The 21957-nt window shown below is 61.8% G+C and carries 22 protein-coding genes and 1 pseudogene; 7 read left to right on the forward strand and 16 right to left on the reverse strand.

What is annotated here, in order from left to right; translation table 11 throughout:
* Window positions 1-4: 4 nt before the first annotated feature.
* Together ispD and VLL26_RS06980 are read right to left on the reverse strand one after the other, a co-directional pair.
* Window positions 5-694: a 2-C-methyl-D-erythritol 4-phosphate cytidylyltransferase gene (gene ispD, locus VLL26_RS06975; RefSeq protein WP_342318397.1), complete on the reverse strand. Its 690-nt coding sequence runs from the start codon at window positions 692-694 to the stop codon at window positions 5-7.
* Window positions 695-701: 7 nt separating this feature from the next.
* Window positions 702-1313, reverse strand: coding sequence for a CarD family transcriptional regulator (locus VLL26_RS06980; protein ID WP_342318398.1), 612 nt, complete (start codon window positions 1311-1313; stop codon window positions 702-704).
* Window positions 1314-1571: 258 nt separating this feature from the next.
* Between VLL26_RS06980 and VLL26_RS06985 the strand changes: the two genes are divergently transcribed.
* Window positions 1572-2123, forward strand: coding sequence for a hypothetical protein (locus VLL26_RS06985; RefSeq protein ID WP_342318399.1), 552 nt, complete (start codon window positions 1572-1574; stop codon window positions 2121-2123).
* Window positions 2124-2222: 99 nt separating this feature from the next.
* The gene (gene radA, locus VLL26_RS06990; protein WP_342318400.1) at window positions 2223-3404 is read left to right on the forward strand and encodes a DNA repair protein RadA; all 1182 of its coding nucleotides are present in this window, start codon (window positions 2223-2225) and stop codon (window positions 3402-3404) included.
* Here the strand turns inward: radA and VLL26_RS06995 are convergent.
* Window positions 3401-4641 (reverse strand): IS3 family transposase gene (locus VLL26_RS06995; RefSeq protein ID WP_342318167.1). Its coding sequence is split into 2 segments (ribosomal slippage): window positions 3401-4314 and window positions 4314-4641, totalling 1242 coding nucleotides; the frame shifts between segments, so codons are not numbered across the junction. The genes radA and VLL26_RS06995 overlap by 4 nt on opposite strands.
* A 61-nt stretch (window positions 4642-4702) precedes the next feature.
* Between VLL26_RS06995 and VLL26_RS07000 the strand changes: the two are divergent.
* Window positions 4703-4954, forward strand: a pseudogene (locus tag VLL26_RS07000) (DNA repair protein RadA); the annotation flags it as partial.
* Window positions 4955-4974: 20 nt separating this feature from the next.
* A complete protein-coding gene (disA, locus tag VLL26_RS07005) occupies window positions 4975-6039 on the forward strand; it encodes a DNA integrity scanning diadenylate cyclase DisA (protein ID WP_342318401.1) in 1065 nt (354 codons plus the stop codon).
* A 16-nt stretch (window positions 6040-6055) separates the two neighbouring features.
* Here disA and VLL26_RS07010 read toward each other — a convergent pair whose 3' ends face one another.
* A complete protein-coding gene (locus VLL26_RS07010; RefSeq protein ID WP_342318403.1) occupies window positions 6056-6769 on the reverse strand; it encodes a hypothetical protein in 714 nt (237 codons plus the stop codon).
* A gap of 10 nt (window positions 6770-6779) precedes the next feature.
* Complete coding sequence (locus VLL26_RS07015) at window positions 6780-7394, reverse strand: carbonic anhydrase (RefSeq protein WP_342318404.1); 615 nt, start codon at window positions 7392-7394, stop codon at window positions 6780-6782.
* On the opposite strand from VLL26_RS07015, the gene VLL26_RS07020 reads away from it, so the two are divergent.
* Window positions 7393-8280 carry an A/G-specific adenine glycosylase gene (locus VLL26_RS07020; protein ID WP_342318405.1) on the forward strand — a complete coding sequence of 296 codons (888 nt, stop codon included), beginning with the start codon at window positions 7393-7395 and terminating at the stop codon, window positions 8278-8280. The genes VLL26_RS07015 and VLL26_RS07020 overlap by 2 nt on opposite strands.
* Here VLL26_RS07020 and VLL26_RS07025 read toward each other — a convergent pair.
* Window positions 8259-8429, reverse strand: a complete 171-nt coding sequence (locus VLL26_RS07025; protein ID WP_342318406.1) for a DUF4236 domain-containing protein — start codon at window positions 8427-8429, stop codon at window positions 8259-8261. The genes VLL26_RS07020 and VLL26_RS07025 overlap by 22 nt on opposite strands.
* Before the next feature lie 49 nt (window positions 8430-8478).
* On the opposite strand from VLL26_RS07025, the gene zupT reads away from it, so the two are divergent.
* Entirely contained in the window at window positions 8479-9252 is a 774-nt protein-coding gene (gene zupT / locus VLL26_RS07030; protein ID WP_342318407.1) for a zinc transporter ZupT, read from the forward strand.
* 41 nt (window positions 9253-9293) lie between these two features.
* A complete protein-coding gene (locus VLL26_RS07035; protein ID WP_342318408.1) occupies window positions 9294-10628 on the forward strand; it encodes a lipase family protein in 1335 nt (444 codons plus the stop codon).
* Window positions 10629-10720: 92 nt separating this feature from the next.
* On the opposite strand, the gene VLL26_RS07040 is transcribed toward VLL26_RS07035, so the two are convergent.
* The 10 genes from VLL26_RS07040 to folP form a co-directional block, all read right to left on the reverse strand.
* Window positions 10721-13456, reverse strand: coding sequence for an ATP-dependent Clp protease ATP-binding subunit (locus tag VLL26_RS07040; RefSeq protein WP_342318409.1), 2736 nt, complete (start codon window positions 13454-13456; stop codon window positions 10721-10723).
* Window positions 13457-14095: 639 nt separating this feature from the next.
* Window positions 14096-15646, reverse strand: a complete 1551-nt coding sequence (gene lysS / locus VLL26_RS07045; protein WP_342318410.1) for a lysine--tRNA ligase — start codon at window positions 15644-15646, stop codon at window positions 14096-14098.
* 35 nt (window positions 15647-15681) lie between these two features.
* Window positions 15682-16881, reverse strand: a complete 1200-nt coding sequence (locus VLL26_RS07050) for a hypothetical protein (RefSeq protein WP_342318411.1) — start codon at window positions 16879-16881, stop codon at window positions 15682-15684.
* 313 nt (window positions 16882-17194) lie between these two features.
* Window positions 17195-17989 (reverse strand): pantoate--beta-alanine ligase, encoded by a 795-nt coding sequence (locus VLL26_RS07055; RefSeq protein ID WP_342318412.1) that lies wholly within the window; start codon window positions 17987-17989, stop codon window positions 17195-17197.
* A complete protein-coding gene (locus VLL26_RS07060; protein ID WP_342318413.1) occupies window positions 17979-18707 on the reverse strand; it encodes a hypothetical protein in 729 nt (242 codons plus the stop codon). The genes VLL26_RS07055 and VLL26_RS07060 overlap by 11 nt, the downstream gene beginning before the upstream one ends.
* Entirely contained in the window at window positions 18708-19772 is a 1065-nt protein-coding gene (locus VLL26_RS07065) for a DUF6779 domain-containing protein (protein ID WP_342318414.1), read from the reverse strand.
* 10 nt (window positions 19773-19782) lie between these two features.
* Entirely contained in the window at window positions 19783-20250 is a 468-nt protein-coding gene (locus VLL26_RS07070; protein ID WP_342318415.1) for a DUF3180 domain-containing protein, read from the reverse strand.
* Window positions 20247-20705, reverse strand: coding sequence for a 2-amino-4-hydroxy-6-hydroxymethyldihydropteridine diphosphokinase (folK, locus tag VLL26_RS07075; RefSeq protein WP_342318417.1), 459 nt, complete (start codon window positions 20703-20705; stop codon window positions 20247-20249). The genes VLL26_RS07070 and folK overlap by 4 nt, the downstream gene beginning before the upstream one ends.
* A gap of 2 nt (window positions 20706-20707) precedes the next feature.
* Complete coding sequence (folB, locus tag VLL26_RS07080) at window positions 20708-21088, reverse strand: dihydroneopterin aldolase (RefSeq protein ID WP_342318418.1); 381 nt, start codon at window positions 21086-21088, stop codon at window positions 20708-20710.
* A 2-nt stretch (window positions 21089-21090) separates the two neighbouring features.
* On the reverse strand, window positions 21091-21942 hold the full coding sequence (gene folP / locus VLL26_RS07085; RefSeq protein WP_342318419.1) for a dihydropteroate synthase: 852 nt from the start codon (window positions 21940-21942) through the stop codon (window positions 21091-21093).
* Between the last annotated feature and the right edge of the window lie 15 nt (window positions 21943-21957).

Below are 21957 nucleotides of genomic sequence, written 5' to 3' on the forward strand. Positions count from 1 at the left end.
TCCCCTACGGTACTTGCAGCAAGGTACGCGCCAGCCGCATGTCCAGCGGGGTGGTGATTTTGAAAGCCAACGGGTCGCCCTCGACGGTGACGACGGGCACCCCGAACCACTCCATCAAACTCGCGTCATCGGTGGGCACGAAACTGCCGCCACGCTCAGCGGCGAAATACGCCTCGTTGGCCTTCAACAACGCCGCTAGGTCGAAACCTTGGGGAGTTTGCACCGCCCGCAGGCTCGCTCGCGCTGGTGTGTCCACCACGACATCACCATCGACTTTTTTGATGGTGTCGGCCACCGCAACAACCGGGATGACAGCCGGGGCGCTCGCGGCGGCCTCAGCCACCCGGCGGATCACAGCCTGTGGGGTCAGGCAACGCGCAGCGTCATGAATTAACACCACGGCATCTTCGTCCGGCAAGCTGCGCAGCCCGTTGAAGATGGACTCGGCGCGCTCCTTTCCGCCGTGAACGAAGCTGACGTTTTGCGCTCCCGCGAGCTGCCCGCGAGCCAAGTGCTCCATCTCCGCGGAAACAACGACGACGACATGGTCGACGCAACCGGATCCAAGCAGGCAACCCACACTGCGTTGAAGCAGGCTTTCGCCTGCTAAGTCAACGAAAGCTTTGGGCAGCTGCGCTCCGAGGCGCGTTCCCTGTCCGGCGGCCGCGACGACGCCGAAGACGCGGCGTGCCATGGCCGTCCTATCTCTCGTCGTCGGGGTCGGTGTCGTCGCGGTCGTCGAAACTTAAGTCGTCAAGGTCAACATCGTCGTCATCTGCCACGGCGCTGAGCTCAGCATCTAGCGAAATGCCAGCTTTGACCTGATCGTCGATGATTTTGGCAATCTCAGCTTCCATTTTGTCGGCCTTCTTCTCATCCACCGGTTCGGCCAGCGCCAGCTCACCGACGAGGACCTGTCGGGCCTTGCCCAGCATGCGCTTTTCGCCAGCGGATAGGCCCTTGCCCTGGTCACGGCGCCACAGATCGCGCACAACCTCGGCGACCTTGTTGATGTCGCCGGAGGCCAAGCGTTCCTGGTTCGCTTTGTAGCGCCGCGACCAGTTGCCCGCTTCCTCCACATCTGTCTCCCTCAGCACCGAGAACACCTTTTGCAGGCCGTCCTCGTTGACTACGTCACGCACGCCGACCAGCTCGGTGTTTTTCACCGGGACGCGAACTTCCAGGTCAGAGTGGAGAATCTGCAGCACGAGGAAATCGAGTGTCTGCCCACCGATTTCGCGCTGCTCGATGTCGGCGATGCGGGCCGCTCCGTGGTGCGGGTAGACGACAACTTCTCCGACATTAAATTTCATTAACTCTCCTTGCCCGGACTCGCCCCGGTGGAATCTGCCCCCACCGAAGCGCACACAAACGCGTTTACAGCCTCCCAACTTTAGCACCACGCACTGGTTCAAGCCGGTGCAGGATATCCTTCCGCGGGCTGTTCAAGCCTCCCCTACCCCCGATTTACCTTCACTAAATGTGACCCCGGCCCTACCTCTTAGCCGAAAGTGGGAAATCGGGGGCGCAAGGGGTTAAGGTAAACGGAGATAATTACGTGAACTAAAAGTATGGAGGACACTCACGTGAAGTCCCTGAAGCCGGCCGCCGCCGTCTCCGCCATCGCTGCGTCCGCTCTACTACTCGCCGGTTGCTCCGCAGGCCACATCACTCAGACCTCTGAGCAGGTCGCGGCTGTCGACGGCGCCAGCGCCATCAGCGACAACGAGGAAGTTGCGGTGCATGATGTCACCGTCGTCCTCGACTCGGAGGGCCAGTCAGCCCTGAAGTTCACCGCCATCAACCAAAACACCAAGCGTGAGCCGCATATTCTGCAGTCCGTCACCGTCGATGGCACCCCAGTGCAGTTGAATGGCTCTACGACGATCGCTTCCGAGTGCTCCCTCGTCGCGGATTCCGCCGAGGCGCTTGAGGCTATGCCGAAGTCCGACAGTAACTGCATCGAATACGTCACCACCTCCCTGCCGAACAAGAACTTTGCCTACGCCGGCAACGTCCCGGTCCAGTTCAAGTTCGATGTGGCTACTGTCGACGTCACCGCTACCATCTCCGCCCCGACCGTCCAGTCGGGCCAAAGCGAGCGCGGCGAAGCCCACAAGTAGTTCCCGCTTTTTCTTCCGCCGCCGCATCATTTCTTTGCGTTGATGCGGCGGTTTTTGCTGCTCAGGGCACATGTCCGGGTGGTGTTTTATGGTGTTGCCATGGCAAAGAAACAGCGCAGTTCGCACACCTGCTCCGAGTGCGGTTACTCCTCCCCGAAGTGGCTTGGCCGCTGCCCCGATTGCGGTTCCTGGGGTACCTTGCACGAGCAGTCTCCACTGGTGGCGGCCACTGGGAACGCCGCTGGAGCCACGACTTCGCTCCAGGCGCTGATCCCGAGCCAGCCCGCTACCCCGATTACTGCCGTCAACGCGACAGCAGCGGCCGCGATAAAGTCGGGCATTGGGGAGCTAGACCGTGTGCTGGGCTCCGGTGTGGTGCCCGGCTCAGTTGTTCTCATGGCGGGAGAGCCAGGCGTGGGAAAATCTACCTTGCTTCTGGAGGTCGCCTCGCGCTGGGCCAAACACGAAGGACGCACCGCTTTGTACGTCACCGCTGAGGAATCAGCCGGGCAGGTGCGCGCCCGTGCCGAGCGCACCGCCGCGCTTGCAGATTCGCTGTATTTGGCGGCGGAGTCCAACTTGGACGTCATCTTCGGGCACGCCGAGAAACTCAAACCCTCGCTGCTGGTTGTGGATTCGGTGCAGACCATGCACGCGCCCGGGGTGGAAGGTGTAGCCGGCGGTGTAGCGCAGTCACGGGCGGTTACCGCTGCGTTGACCACTTTGGCTAAGACCACTAACCTGCCGATCCTTCTGGTGGGGCACGTGACCAAAGATGGCAATGTGGCAGGTCCACGTGTGCTTGAACACCTCGTTGATGTGGTGCTGAACTTTGAAGGAGACCGCCAGTCGAGCCTGCGCATGCTGCGCGGGATAAAAAACCGTTTCGGCACAACCGATGAGGTCGGCTGCTTCGAGCAAACCGCCGGGGGCATCCGGGAAGTTCCCGACCCTTCCGGGCTTTTTCTGTCCCACCGGGGACAAACACCGGATGGTTCGGCGGTGACGGTCGCCATGGATGGTGTGCGACCAATGCTTGCCGAGGTCCAGGCACTGACCGTCGACCCGGTCAACAAAAGCCCCCGCAGAGTGGTCACCGGCCTGGATTTCAACCGGGTGCCCATGGTGTTGGCGGTGTTGCAGGCGCGCTGCGGGCAGCGCACAAACGACAAAGACGCCTACGTGGCCACCGTCGGAGGTGTGCGCATCACAGAAACCGCCACTGACCTTGCCGTTGCCTTGGCCGGGTCTGAACCCCGGAAAGTGGACACGGAGTTTTAATCAGATGCGGTTTTGAGTATAGCTGTTTCGGAAGATTCAAAGGCGTTCGGCGAACGATAGCCGCACCTCGAGTGCAGGCGTTTGGTGTTGTAGCGACTGCACCATTGGAACACGTCCCGGCGACACACCAGCTGACTGGCGAAAACAGGTGCATCTTGAAGGACTTCCCGTTTCAACGTGGCGTTGAACGACTCCGCCAGAGAATTATCCGCGCTGGTACCAATTGCTCCCATCGATTGGGTAACACCGAGACGTTCACATAGTCTTCGGTACCGATCAGAGGTGTATACACTGCCATGATCGGAGTGGAAAATCGCTCCGTCAAGCCCGCCACGGATCCCGTAAGCCATCATCAAAGCCTCTTCAACTAACTCCGTACGCATGTGGACGGCGATCGCGAAACCGGTCAACTGCCGCGAGTAGCAGTCGATGACCGTCGCCAGGTACATATTCGACCCATCTGCAATCGGGAGGTAGGTGATATCGCCGACGTAGACCGTGTTTGGTTTCTCCGCGGTGAAACGGCGTGCGAGCAGATCCGGAAACGTCGGAGCGCGTTTCGCAGACACCGTGGTCTTTACGCGGCGTTTCTTGGTGTAGCCGAACAATTCCATCTGGCGCATCAGCCTGGCGGTGCGCTTGTGATTGAGGCGATCATCGCTGGTCGGATCCGAGTTGATGGCCGCTGTGATGCGTTTCGCCCCGTAACAGCCGTTCTCAGCTGTGAACACGGCCTTGATCCTCGCTCCCAGCGCCGCGTCAGCGACGAGGCGTCGCCGGCGGGCAGGAGCAGCAGATTTCCACTTGTAGTAGGAGGACCGGTTGATCTTCAGGACCTCACATAACCGCTTGACCTCGTAGAAGTCTCGGTGGTCATCAACGAACTGAAAGCGGTTCACCAGTTCGTCTCTTCCGCGAAATATTTGGCCGCCTTGCGCAGGATCTCTCGTTCTTCCCGTAGCGTGGCGTTTTCGCGTTCCAGCATGCGGATGCGTTCGGCATCGGAGAGTCCTTGAGCAGGAGTACGTTCGCTGTTGGCTGCGGCGATCGGGCTGGCGACTTTTTCACCGTTGGCGTTGGTTTTGGTGCCGGTGCCGAAGGCGTCGAGCCAGGTGCGCAGGGAGTTGCGGTTGACCCCGAGATCGGAGGCGATCGCGTTGATCGTGGCTCCAGGGGTCGACTCGTACAACGTCACTGCGTCACGCTTGAACTGCTCGGTGTAGGTCTTGCGTGGCATGGTGGAAAGGTACCTCACTTCCCCAGCGAAATGCTGGTTTCAGCGTGTCCACCACCAAGGGGTCAGGTCCGCCACCTGGTCAAGCCTGCATGAGCGTCCCTTGCCGGCGAAAACCGTCGTGGTGGGCGAGGTGGGGTTAGCAGGCGAGCTGCGCCGCGTGCCTCACCTTCCGCGCCGTCTGCACGAAGCTGCCCGCCTGGGCTACACCCGTGCGATCGTTCCCGCCGGGGAGCGCATCAGCGTCAAGGGCATGGAAGTCTGCCTTGTCTCTACCTTGCGTGAGGCGATCCATGCCGCGAACGCCGACGCCTGAGCCGATTAGAATAATTGACCATGACGGACGTCGATTCCTCCGCCGCACAAATCCCCATGCGCGACATTCTTGAGCTGCTGGCCCCGGGCACCCCGCTTCGTGATGGGTTGGAGCGCATCCAGCGCGGCCACACAGGCGGGCTCATTGTCATCGGCGACGGCCCCGCCGTCACTGAGCTGTGCGATGGCGGAATCGTCTTTGACATTCCTTTCCAGCCCACCCTTTTGCGGGAGCTGTCCAAAATGGACGGGGCGGTGGTACTTACCGAGGGGGGAACTCACATTCGCCGCGCCAATGTCCAACTTGTGCCGGCGCCGTCCTACCCCACCTCCGAGTCCGGCACCCGCCACCGCGCCGCCGAACGCACGGCGCTGCAAACCGGTGTCCCGGTGATCGCAGTGTCGGCTTCCATGAACACCCTGACGTTATACGCCAACGGTAAGCGCCGCCTGTTAGAGGAGCCGGCCGTTGTAATGCAGCGGGCCAACCAAGCTCTGTCCACGGTGGAGCGCTACCGCAGCCGCCTTGATGTGGCCAACAAGCGCCTATTAGTCGCTGAGCGCAACAATTACGCCACCATCAGCGACGTTGTGGGGGTGTTGCAGAGGATGATCATGCTGGAACGCGCCGCAGACGACATGGATGAAACTCTCACCGAGCTGGGCACCGATGCCCGCCAACTAACTTTGCAGTTATCAGAGCTGCGGGCGGGCAACAACGACTCCCTCATGCTAATTAGTGACTACATTCCGGCCGCGTCCATCCCAACGGCTGATCAGGTCGGGGCCGTCATGGAGAAATTGGAGCAGCTAGAAGACGCGCAGCTTCTCAACTCATCCTCGCTCGCGCAGGCGCTGGGGTTGCCGGCCACGGAAGAAAGCCTGATGCAAAACGTGACCCCGCGGGGCTACCGCGCCCTGTCACGCATCCCGCGGGTTCAGAAATTCCTCATGGATCATTTAGTCGCCGCCTTCGGTGAACTGCCGGCCCTGCTCAGCGCGGAACTCGACGATATCCGGGCCGCAGAAGGTGTTTCGCCGCTGTGGGCGCGCCACATCTACGATGGCCTGCGCCGCTTTGCCTGAAACAACTCCTTGGGCTTTAGGTACGCAGGTTGAAATCGGCCGGGTCGGAGGCGTGCTCGCCGATCACCGCATGCAGGAAGTAGGAGCCTGCCGGGACGTCTTGGCGGTTGGAGCACGCCCCTGGCTGGGAGTCTTTGCGTGACCAGACAGCGGCGAAGTCGCGGGCCTTGCCCGGCGCGAAAGTCTCCTCGCCGGTGACAACGGCCGGATGACAATCGGTGTCCGACCAAACGCGCTGGTTGGAGGCCATATCGTAGACCTCGAAGCGCAACTGTTGGGCAGCTAGGTCAATCACACAATCGGCCTGGGTGGGGTTTTCCACGTGCATGTAAAACGTCGGCTGCTGGCCCGGGCCGAAACTAGGCTCGCTGGTGCGTGCCGTGATAATCAGGTCCTCCAAGCTGCAAGTGTCTTTGCCTTCGGCGGGGGCTTGCGCCTGGGTGGTGGGCTCGCCTGCTGTGTCGCTGGCGTCAGGCTTCGTGCTCGTGGCGTTGGACGGTTGCTCCGCCAAAGACACGGTGGGCTCGGTGGTGTACTGCTCCGTCGGTGAAGCCGGGGCCGAGGTGTCGCTCGCGTCGGAGGTGCCGGAGCGGGCAGCAGCCGTAAGTCCCCACACCACAAGCGCCACGACCACAAGCACAACAGCAAGCGCTGCCACACGGCGACGCATGTAGATCTCGGGCGGCAGCGGCCTCGGGTCGCGGTGGGGGTCTGGTCGGTGGTAGCTCACGGCATCAACCTTAGCGGGCGAAATGCTCCGCGACAGTCTCGACGCGGCCGTCTGCGAGCCTGTATCGTGCGGCAACCACGCCAAGCGTGCCGCTTTTCACCCTGTCCTGGATGGCGGGGATGCGGTCGACGAGGTGCTCGGCGGTGATCCCCGCATGGTCCTTTTCCACCTCGTCGCGTGACACGTGGCCAACGGCGTGGGCAGCGATGACGCTGGGGGCAATTTTTTCCACGAAAACCCTTTGCAGCCCGACGGGAATTTCCGCTTCTTCGACGGCTTTGATGGCCGCGCCGATAGCGCCGCAGCCTTCGTGGCTGAGCACGATTACCAGTTTGACCCCCAAGGCTTCGACGGCGAAGTCCAGCGATCCGGAGACTGCGGCGTCAACGCAACCACCGGCGGTGCGGATGACGAAGATGTCGCCCAGGCCGGCGTCGAAAAGCAACTCGACGGGCACCCGCGAATCAGAACAAGACAAAATGGCCGCCACGGGGGCCTGCCCGCCGCGCAGCTCCTCACGACGGTTGCGGTCGATGCGGGGATGATCAAGGGAATCATGGGCGAAGCGGGCGTTGCCCGCAAGCAGTTGTTCCCACACACCACTGGGTGTCGAAGCATCAATCATGGTCACTATTGTGGCACCTATTGTGATCACACAAGACGACATCATCAGGTTTTTCAAAGACAACGCCCGCGACCTGCCGTGGCGCCGCCCGGGCACCACACCATGGGGTGTGCTGCTGTCTGAAGTTATGAGCCACCAAACCCCAGTTGGGCGCGTAGCACCCGTGTGGGAAAAGTGGATTAGGCGTTGGCCCACGCCACAAGATTTCGCGCAGGCCAGCACCGATGAGGTGCTGCGGGCATGGGGCACGCTTGGTTACCCACGGCGAGCGCTGCGGTTGCTGCAGTGCGCGCAGGTGATCGTCGATAAGCATGGCGGAGAAGTGCCCGGAGACGTCGACAAGCTGCTCGCGCTGCCCGGCATCGGCGACTACACCGCACGCGCCGTCGCGTGCTTCGCCTTCGGCACAAACGTGCCAGTGGTGGACACCAACGTGCGCCGCGTCTACGCCCGAGCCGTGGAAGGGAAATTCCTCGCGCACCCGCGGGCCGCAGAACGCACCAATGTCGCAGCGTTGTTGCCGCGCCACAATGGGCCTGTATTCTCCGCAGGTTTGATGGAGTTGGGAGCTGTGGTGTGCACGGCGACGAAACCTAAGTGCCCACAGTGCCCGCTGGAAAAAACCTGCGCGTGGGTCAGTGCCGGCAAACCTGAGCCCAGCGCCGCGGAATTGAAGCGAAAGAAGGTCCAGAAGTTCGAAGGCACCGACCGACAAGTGCGCGGCAAAATTATGAAGTGTCTGCGTGAGGCGCCCAAACCGGTGCCCCGCAGCGACATTGACCTGCTGTGGGCCGATCAGGTCCAGCTCTCACGCGCGCTGTACTCGCTACTTCAAGACCGCCTCGCCGAGCAAGACGACAAGGGCTACTTCCACTTGCCGCGGTAGTGCAAACCGCCCGGCAGGTTGACCCACATGCCGCCGCGGGAGTTGAAAGTCACCGGCCCCACCTTGGTGGACACGGACGCGCCGGATTTGGAAATGTTGAGCCAAGAACCTTTGCCCAGCTTCTTCTTTTGGCGATACAAGATACCCATGGGGATTAATTCTACTGCGCAACGTCCGTATTAAGGTGTGCTTATGCACATGGTGGCGGGATACGGCTGGGAAACGGTTGCGCTGGCTTTCGCCATGACAATGCTCGCTGGCTTATCGACGGGCATCGGCGGACTCATCGTCGCCCTGAAATCTTCCCCCTCGCACCGCTTCCTCGCCTCCTCACTGGGTTTTTCCAGCGGCGTGATGGTCTACATTTCATTGGTAGAAATCCTCCCGAAAGGTATCGCGGAAGTCGGCGAAGCGCCCGGGGTGGCTGCTTTTTTCGTGGGGGTGGCGCTCATCGCAGTCATTGACCGGCTGGTGCCGGAGGACGTCAACCCCCATGAACCTTTGGAAGCACAGCAGTCCTCGCGCCTAGCTAAGGCGGGGCTGCTTACCGCGGTAGCCATCGCGGCGCACAATTTCCCGGAAGGCTTCGCCACGTTCATGGCGGCTCTGGCCGACCCGGTACTCGCCGCCCCGATCGCCGTCGCCATCGCGATCCACAACATTCCGGAGGGCATTGCGGTGGCCGCCCCGCTACGCGAAGCGACTGGGCGCAAGTGGCGCGCCGCCGGCTGGGCTACCTTCTCCGGTTTGGCGGAGCCGCTCGGCGCGCTCATCGGTTTCCTTTTGCTGCTGCCTTTCATGGGTCCATCTACCCTCGGCTACTCCTATGCGGCGGTCGCCGGGATCATGGTGTTCATCAGCTTTGACAAGCTTCTGCCCAGCGCTTTTCGGACCGGGCACCATCACCACGGCATTTATGGGGTGATCGCCGGGATGGGGGTCATGGCGGTCAGCCTCATCTTAATGCCTTAAAAACGGCTTATATTTTCGTCCACCTCAGTAAAATCCTTCGCATGTCAGTCCGCCACCTCCTCGCCGCACTGTTGACCACAGTCGCCCTCGCCGCTCCCGCCGTGCCCGCACTCGCCCAACCAGGCCCAACCCCACAGCAGCTTGTCGACGGCCTCCGCCACGCCGCCACCACACCTCCTGGCAACCTTGTCGCAAGCTACGACCCCTTCTACGACGACCCGGTCCCTGCCCTCGGCGCCCCGGGCACGAAGCTGCGCACCCAACCAGCTCCCCACCTGCTCAACATCCTCGGCCCGGACTTTCCCGGCTACGCGGAGAAAATCCTTTACACCTCCACCACGGTTCACGGCGAGCCGATAGCTACCTCCGGGGTTGTGATCCAGCCCGCGCAACCCTGGCGCGGAAAAGGCCCCACCCCCACAGTCGTCTTCGCCCCCGGCACCCGCGGCTCAGGTGATGTCTGCGCCCCCTCCCGCGGCCCGTGGATGACCGCCCAACTCGACGTTTTGGCCCCCGCCTTGGGCTTCAACTACGAGCTGCCCAACTACACCGCAGCAGCTCTTTTGGGCATGCGTGTGGTCGTGGTGGACTACATCGGCCTAGGCACTCCCGGAGCACACACCTACGTGCTTCACGACGAGGAAGCCCGCGCTGTCCTCGACGCTGCCCGCGCCGTCGTGCCCGCCGGTGAACCCGTCGCCTTCTACGGCTACTCCCAAGGCGGCGGGGCCGTAGCGGCAGCCGCTGAGTTGCAGCCCACTTACGCACCTGAGTTAAATCTCAAAGGCACGTTCGCGGGTGCTCCCCCAGCGGATCTTTTCGCCACCATGCAAGGCGTAGACAACTCCCTCATCACCGCTGTTTTAGGCTACGCGCTCAACGGCTGGGTTCAGCGTTACCCGCATCTGCGCGCAACTGTGGAACCGCTGCTCAACGAACGCGGCCGTGAATTCGTCCACTCCACAGCCAACTCCTGCATGCCCGACGGGGCGCTGCGCTGGGCGTTGACGGACACACGCTCACTGACCACGACAGGCGAATCGCTCGCGCAAATCGCCACCCGCTTACCGGAGCTAAGCGCCCTGTTCGATTCCCAGCAGCTGGGCCGCCGCCCATTTTCCGCCCCGATCATGGTCAGTACCGGCGGCAACGACGACCTCGTTCCCTCCCCGCAGGTTGTGCAGTTGGCGCGCGACTATTGCGCCGCCGGGATGAACGTAAACCTGCTCAACGAAAACATTCCCCCGCTGACCCCCACCATCAAAATCGGGATCAACCACGGCGTGGGGATCTTCACCCAGTCCTTCCCGTCGATGCAGTGGATCTACGACCGCTTCAACGATGTGCCGGTCACGTCGAACTGCGGCACTTTCTAAGTTGCTGGCGCTTCCCGTCTGCACAGCGCGAAACCGCGCCGCCTTCCGCTTCGATGCGGGAGGCGGCGCGGTTTATTTGCGCCCCTGTTTATCTACATCGGCTGGCCAGCCCCAGCGGGTGAGCCTGCGCCCCCCTCGCCTTCATCTGTGGTGGGCAAAACATCGGGCTTGACCGAAACGGTTTCAGGCTGCGCTGAATCATCTTCGTCGATCTCCCGGACTTCGACTTCTTCAGCGGCGTCGAAAGTCTCAGGCGGCAGCGGCTTCGGGCGCGGGGTGAAGGTGAACTTCGCGCCCTCGGCTGCCTTGCCACGAGCGTTGCGGGCAGCCTCGACGTCACCATCCCAGTTCTCCACATCGACGGTGATGATCTCACCAGCGCCGATTTCACCAAAGAGGATCTTTTCGGACAAAACGTCCTCGATTTCTCGCTGAATGGTGCGACGCAGCGGGCGCGCACCGAGCACCGGGTCAAACCCGCGCACGGCGAGCAGGTTCTTTGCCTTCTCACTCAGTTCAATGCCCATGTCTTGGGCCGCCAGGTTCTTATCCACCCGGCCGACGAGCAGGTCAACCATCTGGACAATTTCTTCCTGGGTGAGCTGGCGAAAGACCACGATCTCGTCGATACGGTTGAGGAACTCGGGGCGGAAGTGCTTCTTCAGCTCATCGTGGACCTTGTTTTTCATCCGGTCGTATTGGGCGTCGGCGTCGACCGCTGTATCACCCGTAAAACCTAAACCGACCGCCTTAGAGATGTCGCTGGTGCCCAGGTTCGAGGTGAAAATCAAAACGGTGTTCTTGAAGTCAACCACACGGCCCTGCCCGTCAGTGACGTGGCCTTCCTCCAGGACTTGCAAAAGCGTGTTGTAGATCTCCTTGTGTGCCTTCTCAATTTCGTCGAAAAGCACAACGGAAAACGGCTTGCGGCGAACCTTCTCCGTCAACTGGCCACCCTCCTCGTAACCGACGTATCCCGGAGGGGCCCCGAACAGGCGGGAGGCGGTGAAACGGTCGTGGAACTCGCCCATGTCCACCTGAACCAAGGAATCTTCATCGCCGAAAAGGAACTCCGCTAGCGCCTTAGACAGCTCCGTCTTTCCCACACCTGAGGGCCCGGCGAAGATAAACGAGCCCGATGGGCGCTTCGGGTCTTTCAGGCCCGCGCGGGTGCGTCGGATCGAGCGGGACACGGCGCGCACCGCCTCGTCCTGCCCAATGATGCGTTTGTGCAGCTCAGTTTCCATGTTCAACAGGCGCGAAGATTCGGACTCAGTGAGCTTGAACACCGGAATGCCGGTCCAATTAGCCAACACGTCCGCGATCTGTTCCTCGCCAACCTCAGCGATTTCTTCGAGGTCGCCGTCGCGCCACTTCTTTTCCTTTTCTGAACGCTCCTCGCCCAGCTTGCGTTCGGTGTCGCGCAGCCCAGCGGCCTTCTCGAAATCTTGGGCGTCAATGGCCGCTTCCTTTTCCTTGCGCACCTCGGCGATGCGCTCGTCGACCTCACGCAAGCCCTCCGGCGCAGTCATGCGCTTGATACGCATGCGGGCTCCCGCCTCATCGAGCAGGTCAACGGCTTTGTCCGGCAAGAAACGGTCATTGATGTAGCGGTCCGACAGGTTCGCCGCGGCCGCCAACGCATCATCGGTGTAAGACACGCGGTGGTGTGCCTCGTAACGGTCGCGCAGACCCTTGAGGATGGTCACGGTGTCCTCGACGGAGGGTTCATCTACCTGCACCGGCTGGAAGCGACGCTCCAACGCAGCGTCCTTTTCGATGTGTTTGCGGTACTCATCGAGCGTTGTCGCACCGATGGTCTGAAGCTCACCGCGAGCCAGTTTCGGCTTCAGCAGCGAAGCTGCGTCGATGGCTCCTTCGGCTGCTCCAGCGCCGACCAGGGTGTGGATCTCATCAATGAACAAGATGATGTCGCCGCGCTGGTTAATTTCCTTGAGCACCTTTTTCAGTCGCTCCTCGAAGTCACCACGGTAACGCGAACCGGCGACCAGGGAACCCAGGTCGAGGGAGTACACCTGCTTATCTTTAAGAGTCTCCGGCACCTTGCCGTTGGCGATATCTAGCGCCAGACCTTCAACGACGGCTGTTTTGCCCACACCTGGCTCACCAATGAGGACCGGATTATTCTTGGTGCGCCGCGACAGGACTTGCATGATGCGCTCGATTTCTTTGTCGCGGCCAACCACCGGGTCGAGTTTGCCCTCACGGGCAGCCGCGGTGAGGTTGCGGCCGAATTGGTCCAGCACCAGCGAGTTGGAACGCTCGCCTTGCTGGCCTCCGCGACCGCCGCCACCCATAGCGCCGCCGGCTCCGGCTCCTGCGAAGCCTCCGCCTTGCTGGGGCGCTTCCGGGTTCTGGCCTTCGCCGCCTTCGTAGCCGGAAAGTAGCTGGATAACTTGCTGACGCACCCGCGGCAGATCAGCGCCCAGCTTGATCAGCACTTGGGCTGCCACGCCTTCCCCCTCACGGATGAGGCCAAGCAATAAAAACTCGGTGCCGATGTATTTGTGGCCCATTTGCAGACCTTCCCGCAGGGAAAGCTCAAGGACTTTCTTGGCACGCGGGGTAAAGGGGATGTGGCCGGTGACAGGCTGGCTGCCTTGGCCGATGATTTCTTCGACCTCGCGGCGCACATCCTCGAGGTTGATCCCCATGGACTCCAGCGCTTTCGCGGCGACGCCTTCGCCCTCTTTGATTAGGCCGAGCAGGATGTGCTCGGTGCCCATGTAATTGTGGTTCAGCGCCCGCGCCTCCTCCTGTGCCAGGACAATAACGCGGCGGGCCCGGTCGGTAAACCGCTCGAACATGTGGTCACCCTTCTTGTTGCTAAGTGAGATTCGCTAAAAGTTGCCATCCACCATAACGCCCACTGCGGACAACCCTTCCCCACATGTGGCCACCCTTTCGATTTTTCCCCCATTTACCCAGTTCAACGGCGGTGTTCGCCCGTAGCGAACATCTCTTAGCGCCGCACTTTCCACGCCCACACAATCACTGCAACCAGCCGATAGTCGGAGCACCTCTCCCACCTCATGCCCAGACTTCAGCGGCGCCGCCTTGCCCGCCCTCAAACAGCAGCACCCCATTTTTCATCGAGTTGGCGGCTGGGATTTCCTAGGCAAGCAATCCAACCGCAGCGAAGATGGGTGGCTGCGTAATCTGGTGCACTTCTGGCGCTTGCAGCACGTTTATGACCCACCCGGGATTGACCAGCACCAAAACAGAATCCGTTGATGTTGTGGTGGCGACAAGCTCAGGGGGATGGGATACATACCTCCGCGTGGTTCGGCGCTATAACCCGCGTGGAGATTTCCACCGCGGCGAGCATCGCATGAGCAGCTTGCGAGTCGAATCAGGGCCGGGGTTTCGAGGTGGGGCGCAAGCGTGCGGTCTCCGCCACCTCACCGTGTCAGGCACATGACAACAAACGGAGTTGTTTGCGGAGACTAATTCGCCTCAGGCTTGACCAGCGGGAAAAGGACAGTTTCGCGGATTCCCAAACCCGTCAGGGCCATCAGCAGGCGGTCGACACCCATGCCAGTGCCGGCGGTCGGCGGCATGCCTTGCTCCATGGCGGCGAGGAAGTCCTCGTCAAGCACCATCGCTTCATCGTCGCCGTGGGCCGCCAGACGGGCTTGATCCTCGAAGCGCTGGCGTTGAATTACCGGGTCAACCAGCTCCGAGTAGCCCGTGGCCAACTCGAAGCCGCGAACGTAGAGGTCCCACTTCTCAGTCATGCCCTTCTTTTCCCGGTGGTCGCGGGTCAGCGGAGAAGTCTCGACTGGGAAGTTAATCACAAAGGTCGGCTCGTAGAGCTGATCGGAGCACAGGTGCTCCCAGATTTCCTCAACAAGCTTGCCGTGCAACCAGCCCTCACCCTCAGGTACCTTCAAACCAATTACCTCCGCGACGGCCTTAAGCTCCGCCACGGAAGAATCGACGGTAACCTCCATGCTGCCCGGATGCTTGCGCTGCAGCGCTTCATTGAGGGAAGGGTACATCTCCAGCACCTTCCACTCGCCGCCGAAGTCGTACTCGGTGCCGTCGGCAAGCGTGACCTTGTGCGAACCGAAAACCTCCTGCGCCGCAAACTGCACCAAACCCTTGGTCATCTCCGCGCAGTCTTTGTAGGTTCCCCATGCCTGGTATGTCTCGAGCATGGTGAACTCCGGCGAGTGAGAGGAATCGACGCCTTCGTTGCGGAAATTACGGTTGATCTCAAAAACACGCTCAATGCCGCCGACGACGCAGCGCTTGAGAAAAAGCTCCGGCGCAATGCGCAGGTAAAGATCAATGTCCATCGCGTTGGAACGAGTCACGAAAGGCCGCGCCGCAGCACCACCGTGCAGCGTCTGCAACATCGGGGTTTCCACCTCAACAAAGTCCAGCCCCGTCAGATACTTGCGCACCGCGGCGATCACTTTGATTCGGGTCATCGCGTTGTCGCGGGCCGCCTCGCGCATGATCAGGTCAGTGTAGCGGTGACGGACGCGCTGCTCCTCGTTCATGTCAGCAAAAGCCACCGGCAGCGGACGCAGCGCCTTCGCCGCCATGTGCCAAGACTTCGCCATCACCGACAGCTCCCCGCGGCGCGAAGCGATCACGCGGCCGCGCACGGAAACAATGTCGCCCAGATCGACGTCTTCCTTCCAGGAAGTCAAAGCTTCTTCCCCGACCTCAGCAAGCGAAAGCATGACCTGCAACTGGGTGCCGTTTCCCTCCTGCAAAGAAGCAAAGCACAGCTTGCCTGTGTCACGCTTGAACATGATTCGCCCGGCAACAGCGACCTCATCTTGAGTCTCCTCGCCCGCGTGCAGGGAAACTACGTCCCCGTCAGCCGTCTCGCCCTCGGCAAGGACGACGTAACGCTCGCGGATCTCGCTCAACGACTCGGTGCGGTCGACCACAACCGGGTAAGCCTCACGGCCGGAATCGATAAGCTTCTGGCGCTTCGCGCGGCGGAACTGTTGCTGCTGTGAAAGGTCCTGGGTAGTCACGCCCTCATAGAGTAGTGCCTGCCCCTGACGAGATGCTACTGACCTGGGCACAGCGGCAACTGCAAACGGTCATCTTCAGCGTTCGCGCCGTTAATCAAGATGCGGACATCAGTGCGGTCCTCCGGCGCCATCACAAACGCCGGCGGGGTCACCCCCGGAACCTCAAAGGAATTAATCATGCAGGACCCGGAACCCAAAGCCACACCTTCCGCCTTGCCCGGAAGGCCAGCGTCGCGGTCCTGCTCGGAAACGTACTTGGCAATGCTGACCCCCAGGCTCTCACCCGCGCAGCGGATCTTCGCCGTCTGGTTTTGCTCCGGCTCAACCGTATGGCAGGTCAGATCTTGCCAGCCTTTGCCGCCGTCACGGCTGGAAATCAATTCGGGATACGCTTCCTTCAGGGCCGCGTGTTCGCCCTCCCAGGCCTGTCCACGTTCGTTGATCCACCACCACAGCCCGGAGCCAAGCAGCAACAGCAACGCAAGCAGAACTGCGATTGCCGGCCACGGGGAAGAAAACCCAGTTGTGGGCACACTTTTGAGCAAACGGCGCGGCGGGCGGGGCTGCTTAATCGGCTCACCGGCGAGAACGCGCAGGTAGTTCTGGCAGTTACCGCTGCTTGCCACCATCTCCGGGTCGATGGCAAGCCCCGTCAGGTCAGCGACTAGCTCAATGAAAGTCACCCTGTTTTGGCCGGCGGTGCTGTTATCTATCTGCGCAGTAGGCCCCACCATGGACATCTTCACCGGCGCCGATGCCCAACCGGGCTGCGCCAGCAGACGATCCAGGTTAATGGAGCGAGACACAAATCCCGGTTGCCCGATCTCCGCATAGTGGTCGATTGCCTCAGCGACTGGGAGCAAAAGGTTGAGAACCTCGCCAGTGTTGAAGTGCCCTTCCTTGGCAAAACGCTCCCGCGCCAGTTCTTTCAGCGGCATACCGGCTGGAGCGTCACGCACCACTACGAGCTTGCCGGCATCTGTTACCTGTGCGATCCGTGGGCTGAACACGCCGGGAAGGTTGGTTTTGCCCATTGCGGCCGCGACCTTTTCCACCTCCCCTGCCGCACCTGGAGACAAAGGGATGTTGAACTCCTCGACCTCCACGTCCGCCACCGCCGAACTGTCTTTGCGTGGCTGCGCACGGTAAAGCGTGGAGGTTTCGGTGCGTGCAACTTCCTCTACCTGCTCGTAGCCGGCGGCGCTGACGATGTCGGCGAGTGAGTTATCAGCCATGGAAAAATCCTTAACAGTTGCGGGCAAAAAGTTCGCGCATGTGCGTCAACATGCAGATTTTAACGGATCCCCCTGGCGTTTCGTGCTCAACGTGGGTTTGCCGTCTCCACAGTGAGGGCCAGCGTGGGGCTTTCGGGTGAGAAAAGCCGGACAATGCCGCGCCGCTAAAAGCAGTCTCACATCCCGTTTCACACTCCGGCGCGGCCTGCTTGGAGCTTGAAAAGAACTGTCCTCGCGCGTGCCGACTTTAGCTACGTGTGGAAGCTTGCGATTCCATCGAGGTTGTCTGTTGCGGCTTTTTCGTTCGTGGTGGCTAGTGCGCGGGCAGGTTAGCAAAGCCGATGCCGACGGGCACCCCGACGTTGTCGGCGAGGCGCACTTTTTCTAAGTCGACGGCGGCCAGCAGGCGCGCATCGCCTTGTTTCGGGGCTGGCCCGAAGGCAAGGTTGCGCAGTTCGAGGTAGGCAGGTTCGACTCCTGCCGCTGCGAGGACGCTGCGGGCGGTATCTACCACGGCTTGACCGCCGTTTTGCGCCACATGGGCCCCGGCGGTCAGTGCTGCAGACAGCGCTAGTGCGTGTTCGCGTTCGTGTGCGGCGACGTGCTCGTTGCGCAGGGACATGGCCAGGCCGTCTCGGGTGCGCACGGTAGGCACGCTGTGCAGACGAACTTCCATACGCAAGGCGTTGACCGCCTGCTGGACGGATACGAGGGTTTCAAAGTCCTTCTCCCCCAACACAACGTCGGTGGCGTGGGTGGCGTTAACTGCGGCAAGGACGGCTGCGACGTGTTGGGCGATCTCCTCGGGGTTTTCCAGGTGATTTAGGGTGGTGTGGACGCGGGCGCCTTCCCCGAGCGTGCCGTGGAATACCACGTCGACTTTCTCGCGTGCGAAGTCTTCCGGGACTTTTGCGCCGGCGTAGGTGACTATGACGATGGAGCCAAGCAGTGAGCGCGCCGCACGGATCATGTGGATGTGGCCTGCGTGAAGGCCTGTGCCAAGGGGGACCACGACGACGGATTTGCCTACTTTGCGGAAGGCTCGGCCGTATGTTGCCAAGCGTTTCGGATCGGTGACTTCTATTGCTTGGCCTGGCTCAAAACCCATTGTTGTCCTTTCTCATCGTCTTTGACAGCGCCCACAGCTCTGCTTCCATGTTGCCGGTGCGCTCCGCGTGGCGGCGTTCCAGTTCGGCGTAGAAGCGGGCCACGGCCGGGTCGGTGATTGCGTTGTGAAAGCGCTCCATTTCTTCCTGGCTTTGGGGCGCGGGATAGGTCTCTGCGGTGGCTTCGAGTTCTTCGGCAAAAAGGAAGGAGGCGACGGGAAGCGCTTCTTTCATCAGCTCGACGGCGTCGAACCCGACCGTTTGGGCGAGGTCGAAGATGCGTTGCGCGGCGGCGAGCCGAGGGCGCTGGGAGTCTTTGATCGGGATGGCGACGTCGTGGGTTTCGGCGAGCAGCATGGACACGACTGCTTCACCGAGTTCGTCGGTGGCGGAGGTGACCCAAAAGCCCGGCATGATCTCGTGGGCGGCCATGGGGATCGCACCGTGTAATTCGGCTTCGTCGAATAGTTGCGTGCCTTCCGTCAGGCAGGTGTGCAGCAACATCTGTTTGTCGCGTACGAAAGGCACCAGCTTGTCGACGCACCCCTGTACCCAGCCCGCGCTGCGCGAATCAACCACCACCAGGTCAGCGCCCTCAATGTCGTGGGAGTTCTCCCCTGCTCGCACGTCGTGGCCGGCGTTGTTCAGGTTTTCTCCGAGCCTGCCCAGGCTTGCCGCGGCGGAATTGTTAAATACCTTCACACGCAGGCGTGGTGCCATTTACTCGCTTCCCTTGGAGCTGCGGGCCAGGAGGTCCGCGACTGAGACTGCGCTGTCGCCGCGCTCGTCGCGCCGACGTCGCCCGCGGCGGGGCTCACCCGCGGCAGGGCTCGGCGCTGGGGGTGCCGGAGGTACTGGGGTTGCTGGGGGTGCCGGGGCCGGGCGTGCCGGCGCTGGGGTTGCTGGGCGTGCCGGGGGTGCCGGGTTTGCTGGGGTTGCTGGGGTTGCTGGGGTTGCTGGGGGTGCCGGGGGTGTCGGCGCTGCGAACGTCGGCTTGTCCTGCTCCGCGCGGCCACGAGCAACTTCCGCCTGGCGCTCACTAATGAGCTGCGACAGCGGGTTGTGCTCCTTTGCTCGCTCGCTGGGTTGGGCACCTAAACGTCCGGCGATCGCGTCGGAGGTCGGGGCGCCGAAGGGACGCGACTGCCTACGTTTCGGCTCCGGGGCTTCGCGCACCGGCTGCAGGCGGGCAGTGTCGGCGGCGGAAGGTCCGTCGTGGTCCTTCTTCTCCGCAAGATTTGCCACAGGATTCGCAGTTGCTTCGACGGTGACATTGCTAAAGGCAGGGGGTGTCTCCGGCACAACGGTTTCGAAACCGGCGGAGGTGGCGCGACCTAACCCTCCTTCCGCTTTCGCCCCACCGATCTCCGCGATGCGGCGGGCCTGCGCTTTAAGGGCAGCCGGTTCGTACTCGAACTGGCGTCCCGCCATTTCCTCAAGTTGGGTGCGCAGCGCCTTGAGCTCGGACTGGATCTCGCGCAGCACCTCGTTGTCCATGTTGGGTGCAGGCTCAGCGATTTCCCCGCGGGCCTTGGCGGCGTCAAGTTCCGCGGCGTGGCGTTTGTCACTGTCAGCTAGGGCACGTTGAGCTTCGTCGCGGTCGCGGCGCAAACGGCTAGTCAAGATGATGCCTGCTGCGGCCGCCCAGAGGGCGAGGATAAGCGAGAGTTTCAGCATGTTCGCCGAGTTGGTGAACAGCATGACGATGGTGCCCAGCACGGCGAGCGCGAAGGGCGAAACAAGCCACAAAGAGCCATTGTCACGAGACGGTTTCTCGGCATTCATGCTCATTACCTTACTGAACAGGCTCACCATCTTGAGGTGGGGACACCTCACAGGCGCGTTCCAATAAAATACCGGCCACGGCGAGCGCAATTGCGCCCAACGCGCCGGAGATAACTCCTGGCAGATCCGACTCGGCGGCGATCAGCATATCCACCCGCGGGGCCACGTAAGCGAAGGTGCCGGTGAAGATACCGCCGCACACGGCTCCCGCCCACGCGCAGGCTTTGCCAAAGACCATGAAATTCGCCGCCATCATCGGGTTGAGCTGGGTGCGGTCGAGGCCAATTTTGCCTTCCTCGCGGCGTTTTTTCACCATGTAGGCGATAAACAGGCAGACCACGGCGATGATCCACAGCGGCATGGACAACACCACGTCGATGGAGCCCAGAACTCCGTAGTAGCGCCGCACGAGGATGAACGTCGCGGCGGCGCAAAATCCGCCCAGGGCGGCCAGCGCGGCGATGTTTGTCCGTGTCACAGCTTCTTCACTCCTTGGTGCCCAAGCTTATCCGCGATCTGCGCTACTGGCTTTCCTCCAAGTGTCGCCTCCGGCTCAATTTCGAGCCAGGGAATGAGCACGAACGCCCGCTCATGAGCCCTCGGGTGGGGCAAAGTGAGCTGCGGGTCCTGCGATTGCATCCCGTCGATGGTGATGATGTCCACATCAAGTGTTCGTGGGCCCCAGCGCACCTCGCGCACCCGGTTCGCTTCCTTTTCAAGGCGCTGGCAGCGGGCGAGCAGCTCTTTCGGCGTGGCATCAACCTCAACAATGAGCGTCTGGTTGAGAAAGTCCGGCTGTCTAACCCCACCCCAGGGCGCGGTGGCGTAGAGGGAACTGTGGGCGATGAGCTCGCTGCGAAAATTGTCCACAACCCGCGCCAGGTGCGCGCGGGAGTCGTCCATGTTGGAACCGACAGATAAAACTGCGCGCATTGCTACCTCCCCGTGTGGCGTGTGCGGCTGCGGCGGGCGACCACGGCGACGTCATCAAAGACGAACGGAATCGGCGCGTGGGGCTTATGCAAAGTGATCTCCACTGCGTGCAAAACCTCGTAGCGTTTGATGAGCTCATCGGCGATCTCGCTCACCACTGTTTCGATAAGTTGGCGCGGGGTTGCTGTGGCGATGGCGTAGGCGAGCGCGGCGATCTCCGCGTAGTTGACGGTGGCGCCTAAATCGTCGTGTGCGGCAGCGTCCGCGAAGTCGAGCCAGCACACAATGTCGAGTGAGAAGGCCTGCCCGTGCTCAGTTTCGTGGGCAAGCACGCCGTGGTTGGCGTGGAATTGCAGTCCTTTGAGTTCGATGCGATCAGCCATTGTCAGCGTGCCTCCGCTTGCTTCCAGTGGGCCACCACATCGACGGCGTCGCGCGAAACGGCAACTTCATGGACGCGCACGCACCACGCCCCAGCCTGGGCAGACAGGGCTGTGACGGCGGCGGTGGCGGGGTCGGCGTCGACAGGCGTGTGCGCCAGACCGCGGTTGTGGCGGATGGCGGTAAGGAAGCGTTTGCGCGACGCGCCCACCAACACCGGATGATCACCAGCGACGAACTCGGGAAGTGCTGCAAGCAGCGCCCAATTATCAGCGGCGGTTTTTGCAAAACCCAACCCCGGATCCACCGTGATTTGGTCCGGGTGGACTCCCGCGTTGACAGCGTTTGCGACAAGTTCGCTCAACACCTTGTGTACGTCTGCGACCACGTCACCTCCGTGGTCGGCGGTGCCGGCAGCGTCACCGAAAACCTGCGCACGCCAATGCATAAGGCACACCGGAAGGTTGGTTTCGGCCATGACGCGGTACATGTTGGCGTCGGCAAGCCCACCTGAGACGTCGTTGATCAGATCGACCCCGGCCTCTGCGGCGACCATTGCGGTCGAGGCGCGCATGGTGTCGATGGATGTGCGGATCCCTTCGGCGCTGAGCCCCTCAATGACCGGACGGATGCGTTGCGCTTCCACCTCGGCGGGCACACGCGTTGCCCCGGGCCGGGTCGATTCAGCGCCAACGTCGATAATGTCCGCGCCGTGCTCCACGAGTTTGCGGGCGTGCTCTAGCGCCTTGTCCACGCTGAGCCATTTGCCGCCGTCAGAAAAGGAATCCGCGGTGATGTTGACTATGCCCATCACCGTCGTGCGCCCCGGAACTGTTAGCTCTGCCAGCGTGGTCATTTCCTTATCCCTTTT

It is taken from the genome of Corynebacterium sp. BD556 (assembly GCF_038452275.1).
GTDB lineage: Bacteria > Actinomycetota > Actinomycetes > Mycobacteriales > Mycobacteriaceae > Corynebacterium > Corynebacterium mayonis.

Coding starts and splice junctions, on each gene's coding strand:
- folK (WP_342318417.1), bottom strand. CDS start 20,705: ATGCGCGCAGTTTTATCTGTCGGTTCCAACATGGACGACTCCCGCGCG.
- disA (WP_342318401.1), top strand. CDS start 4,975: ATGACGGACGTCGATTCCTCCGCCGCACAAATCCCCATGCGCGACATT.
- VLL26_RS07060 (WP_342318413.1), bottom strand. CDS start 18,707: ATGGCACCACGCCTGCGTGTGAAGGTATTTAACAATTCCGCCGCGGCA.
- VLL26_RS07015 (WP_342318404.1), bottom strand. CDS start 7,394: ATGATTGATGCTTCGACACCCAGTGGTGTGTGGGAACAACTGCTTGCG.
- VLL26_RS07050 (WP_342318411.1), bottom strand. CDS start 16,881: ATGGCTGATAACTCACTCGCCGACATCGTCAGCGCCGCCGGCTACGAG.
- VLL26_RS07040 (WP_342318409.1), bottom strand. CDS start 13,456: ATGTTCGAGCGGTTTACCGACCGGGCCCGCCGCGTTATTGTCCTGGCA.
- VLL26_RS07025 (WP_342318406.1), bottom strand. CDS start 8,429: ATGGGTATCTTGTATCGCCAAAAGAAGAAGCTGGGCAAAGGTTCTTGG.
- VLL26_RS06985 (WP_342318399.1), top strand. CDS start 1,572: ATGGAGGACACTCACGTGAAGTCCCTGAAGCCGGCCGCCGCCGTCTCC.
- VLL26_RS07065 (WP_342318414.1), bottom strand. CDS start 19,772: ATGAATGCCGAGAAACCGTCTCGTGACAATGGCTCTTTGTGGCTTGTT.
- folB (WP_342318418.1), bottom strand. CDS start 21,088: ATGGCTGATCGCATCGAACTCAAAGGACTGCAATTCCACGCCAACCAC.
- zupT (WP_342318407.1), top strand. CDS start 8,479: ATGGTGGCGGGATACGGCTGGGAAACGGTTGCGCTGGCTTTCGCCATG.
- VLL26_RS07035 (WP_342318408.1), top strand. CDS start 9,294: ATGTCAGTCCGCCACCTCCTCGCCGCACTGTTGACCACAGTCGCCCTC.
- VLL26_RS06980 (WP_342318398.1), bottom strand. CDS start 1,313: ATGAAATTTAATGTCGGAGAAGTTGTCGTCTACCCGCACCACGGAGCG.
- folP (WP_342318419.1), bottom strand. CDS start 21,942: ATGACCACGCTGGCAGAGCTAACAGTTCCGGGGCGCACGACGGTGATG.
- VLL26_RS07020 (WP_342318405.1), top strand. CDS start 7,393: ATGGTCACTATTGTGGCACCTATTGTGATCACACAAGACGACATCATC.
- radA (WP_342318400.1), top strand. CDS start 2,223: ATGGCAAAGAAACAGCGCAGTTCGCACACCTGCTCCGAGTGCGGTTAC.
- VLL26_RS07055 (WP_342318412.1), bottom strand. CDS start 17,989: ATGGGTTTTGAGCCAGGCCAAGCAATAGAAGTCACCGATCCGAAACGC.
- ispD (WP_342318397.1), bottom strand. CDS start 694: ATGGCACGCCGCGTCTTCGGCGTCGTCGCGGCCGCCGGACAGGGAACG.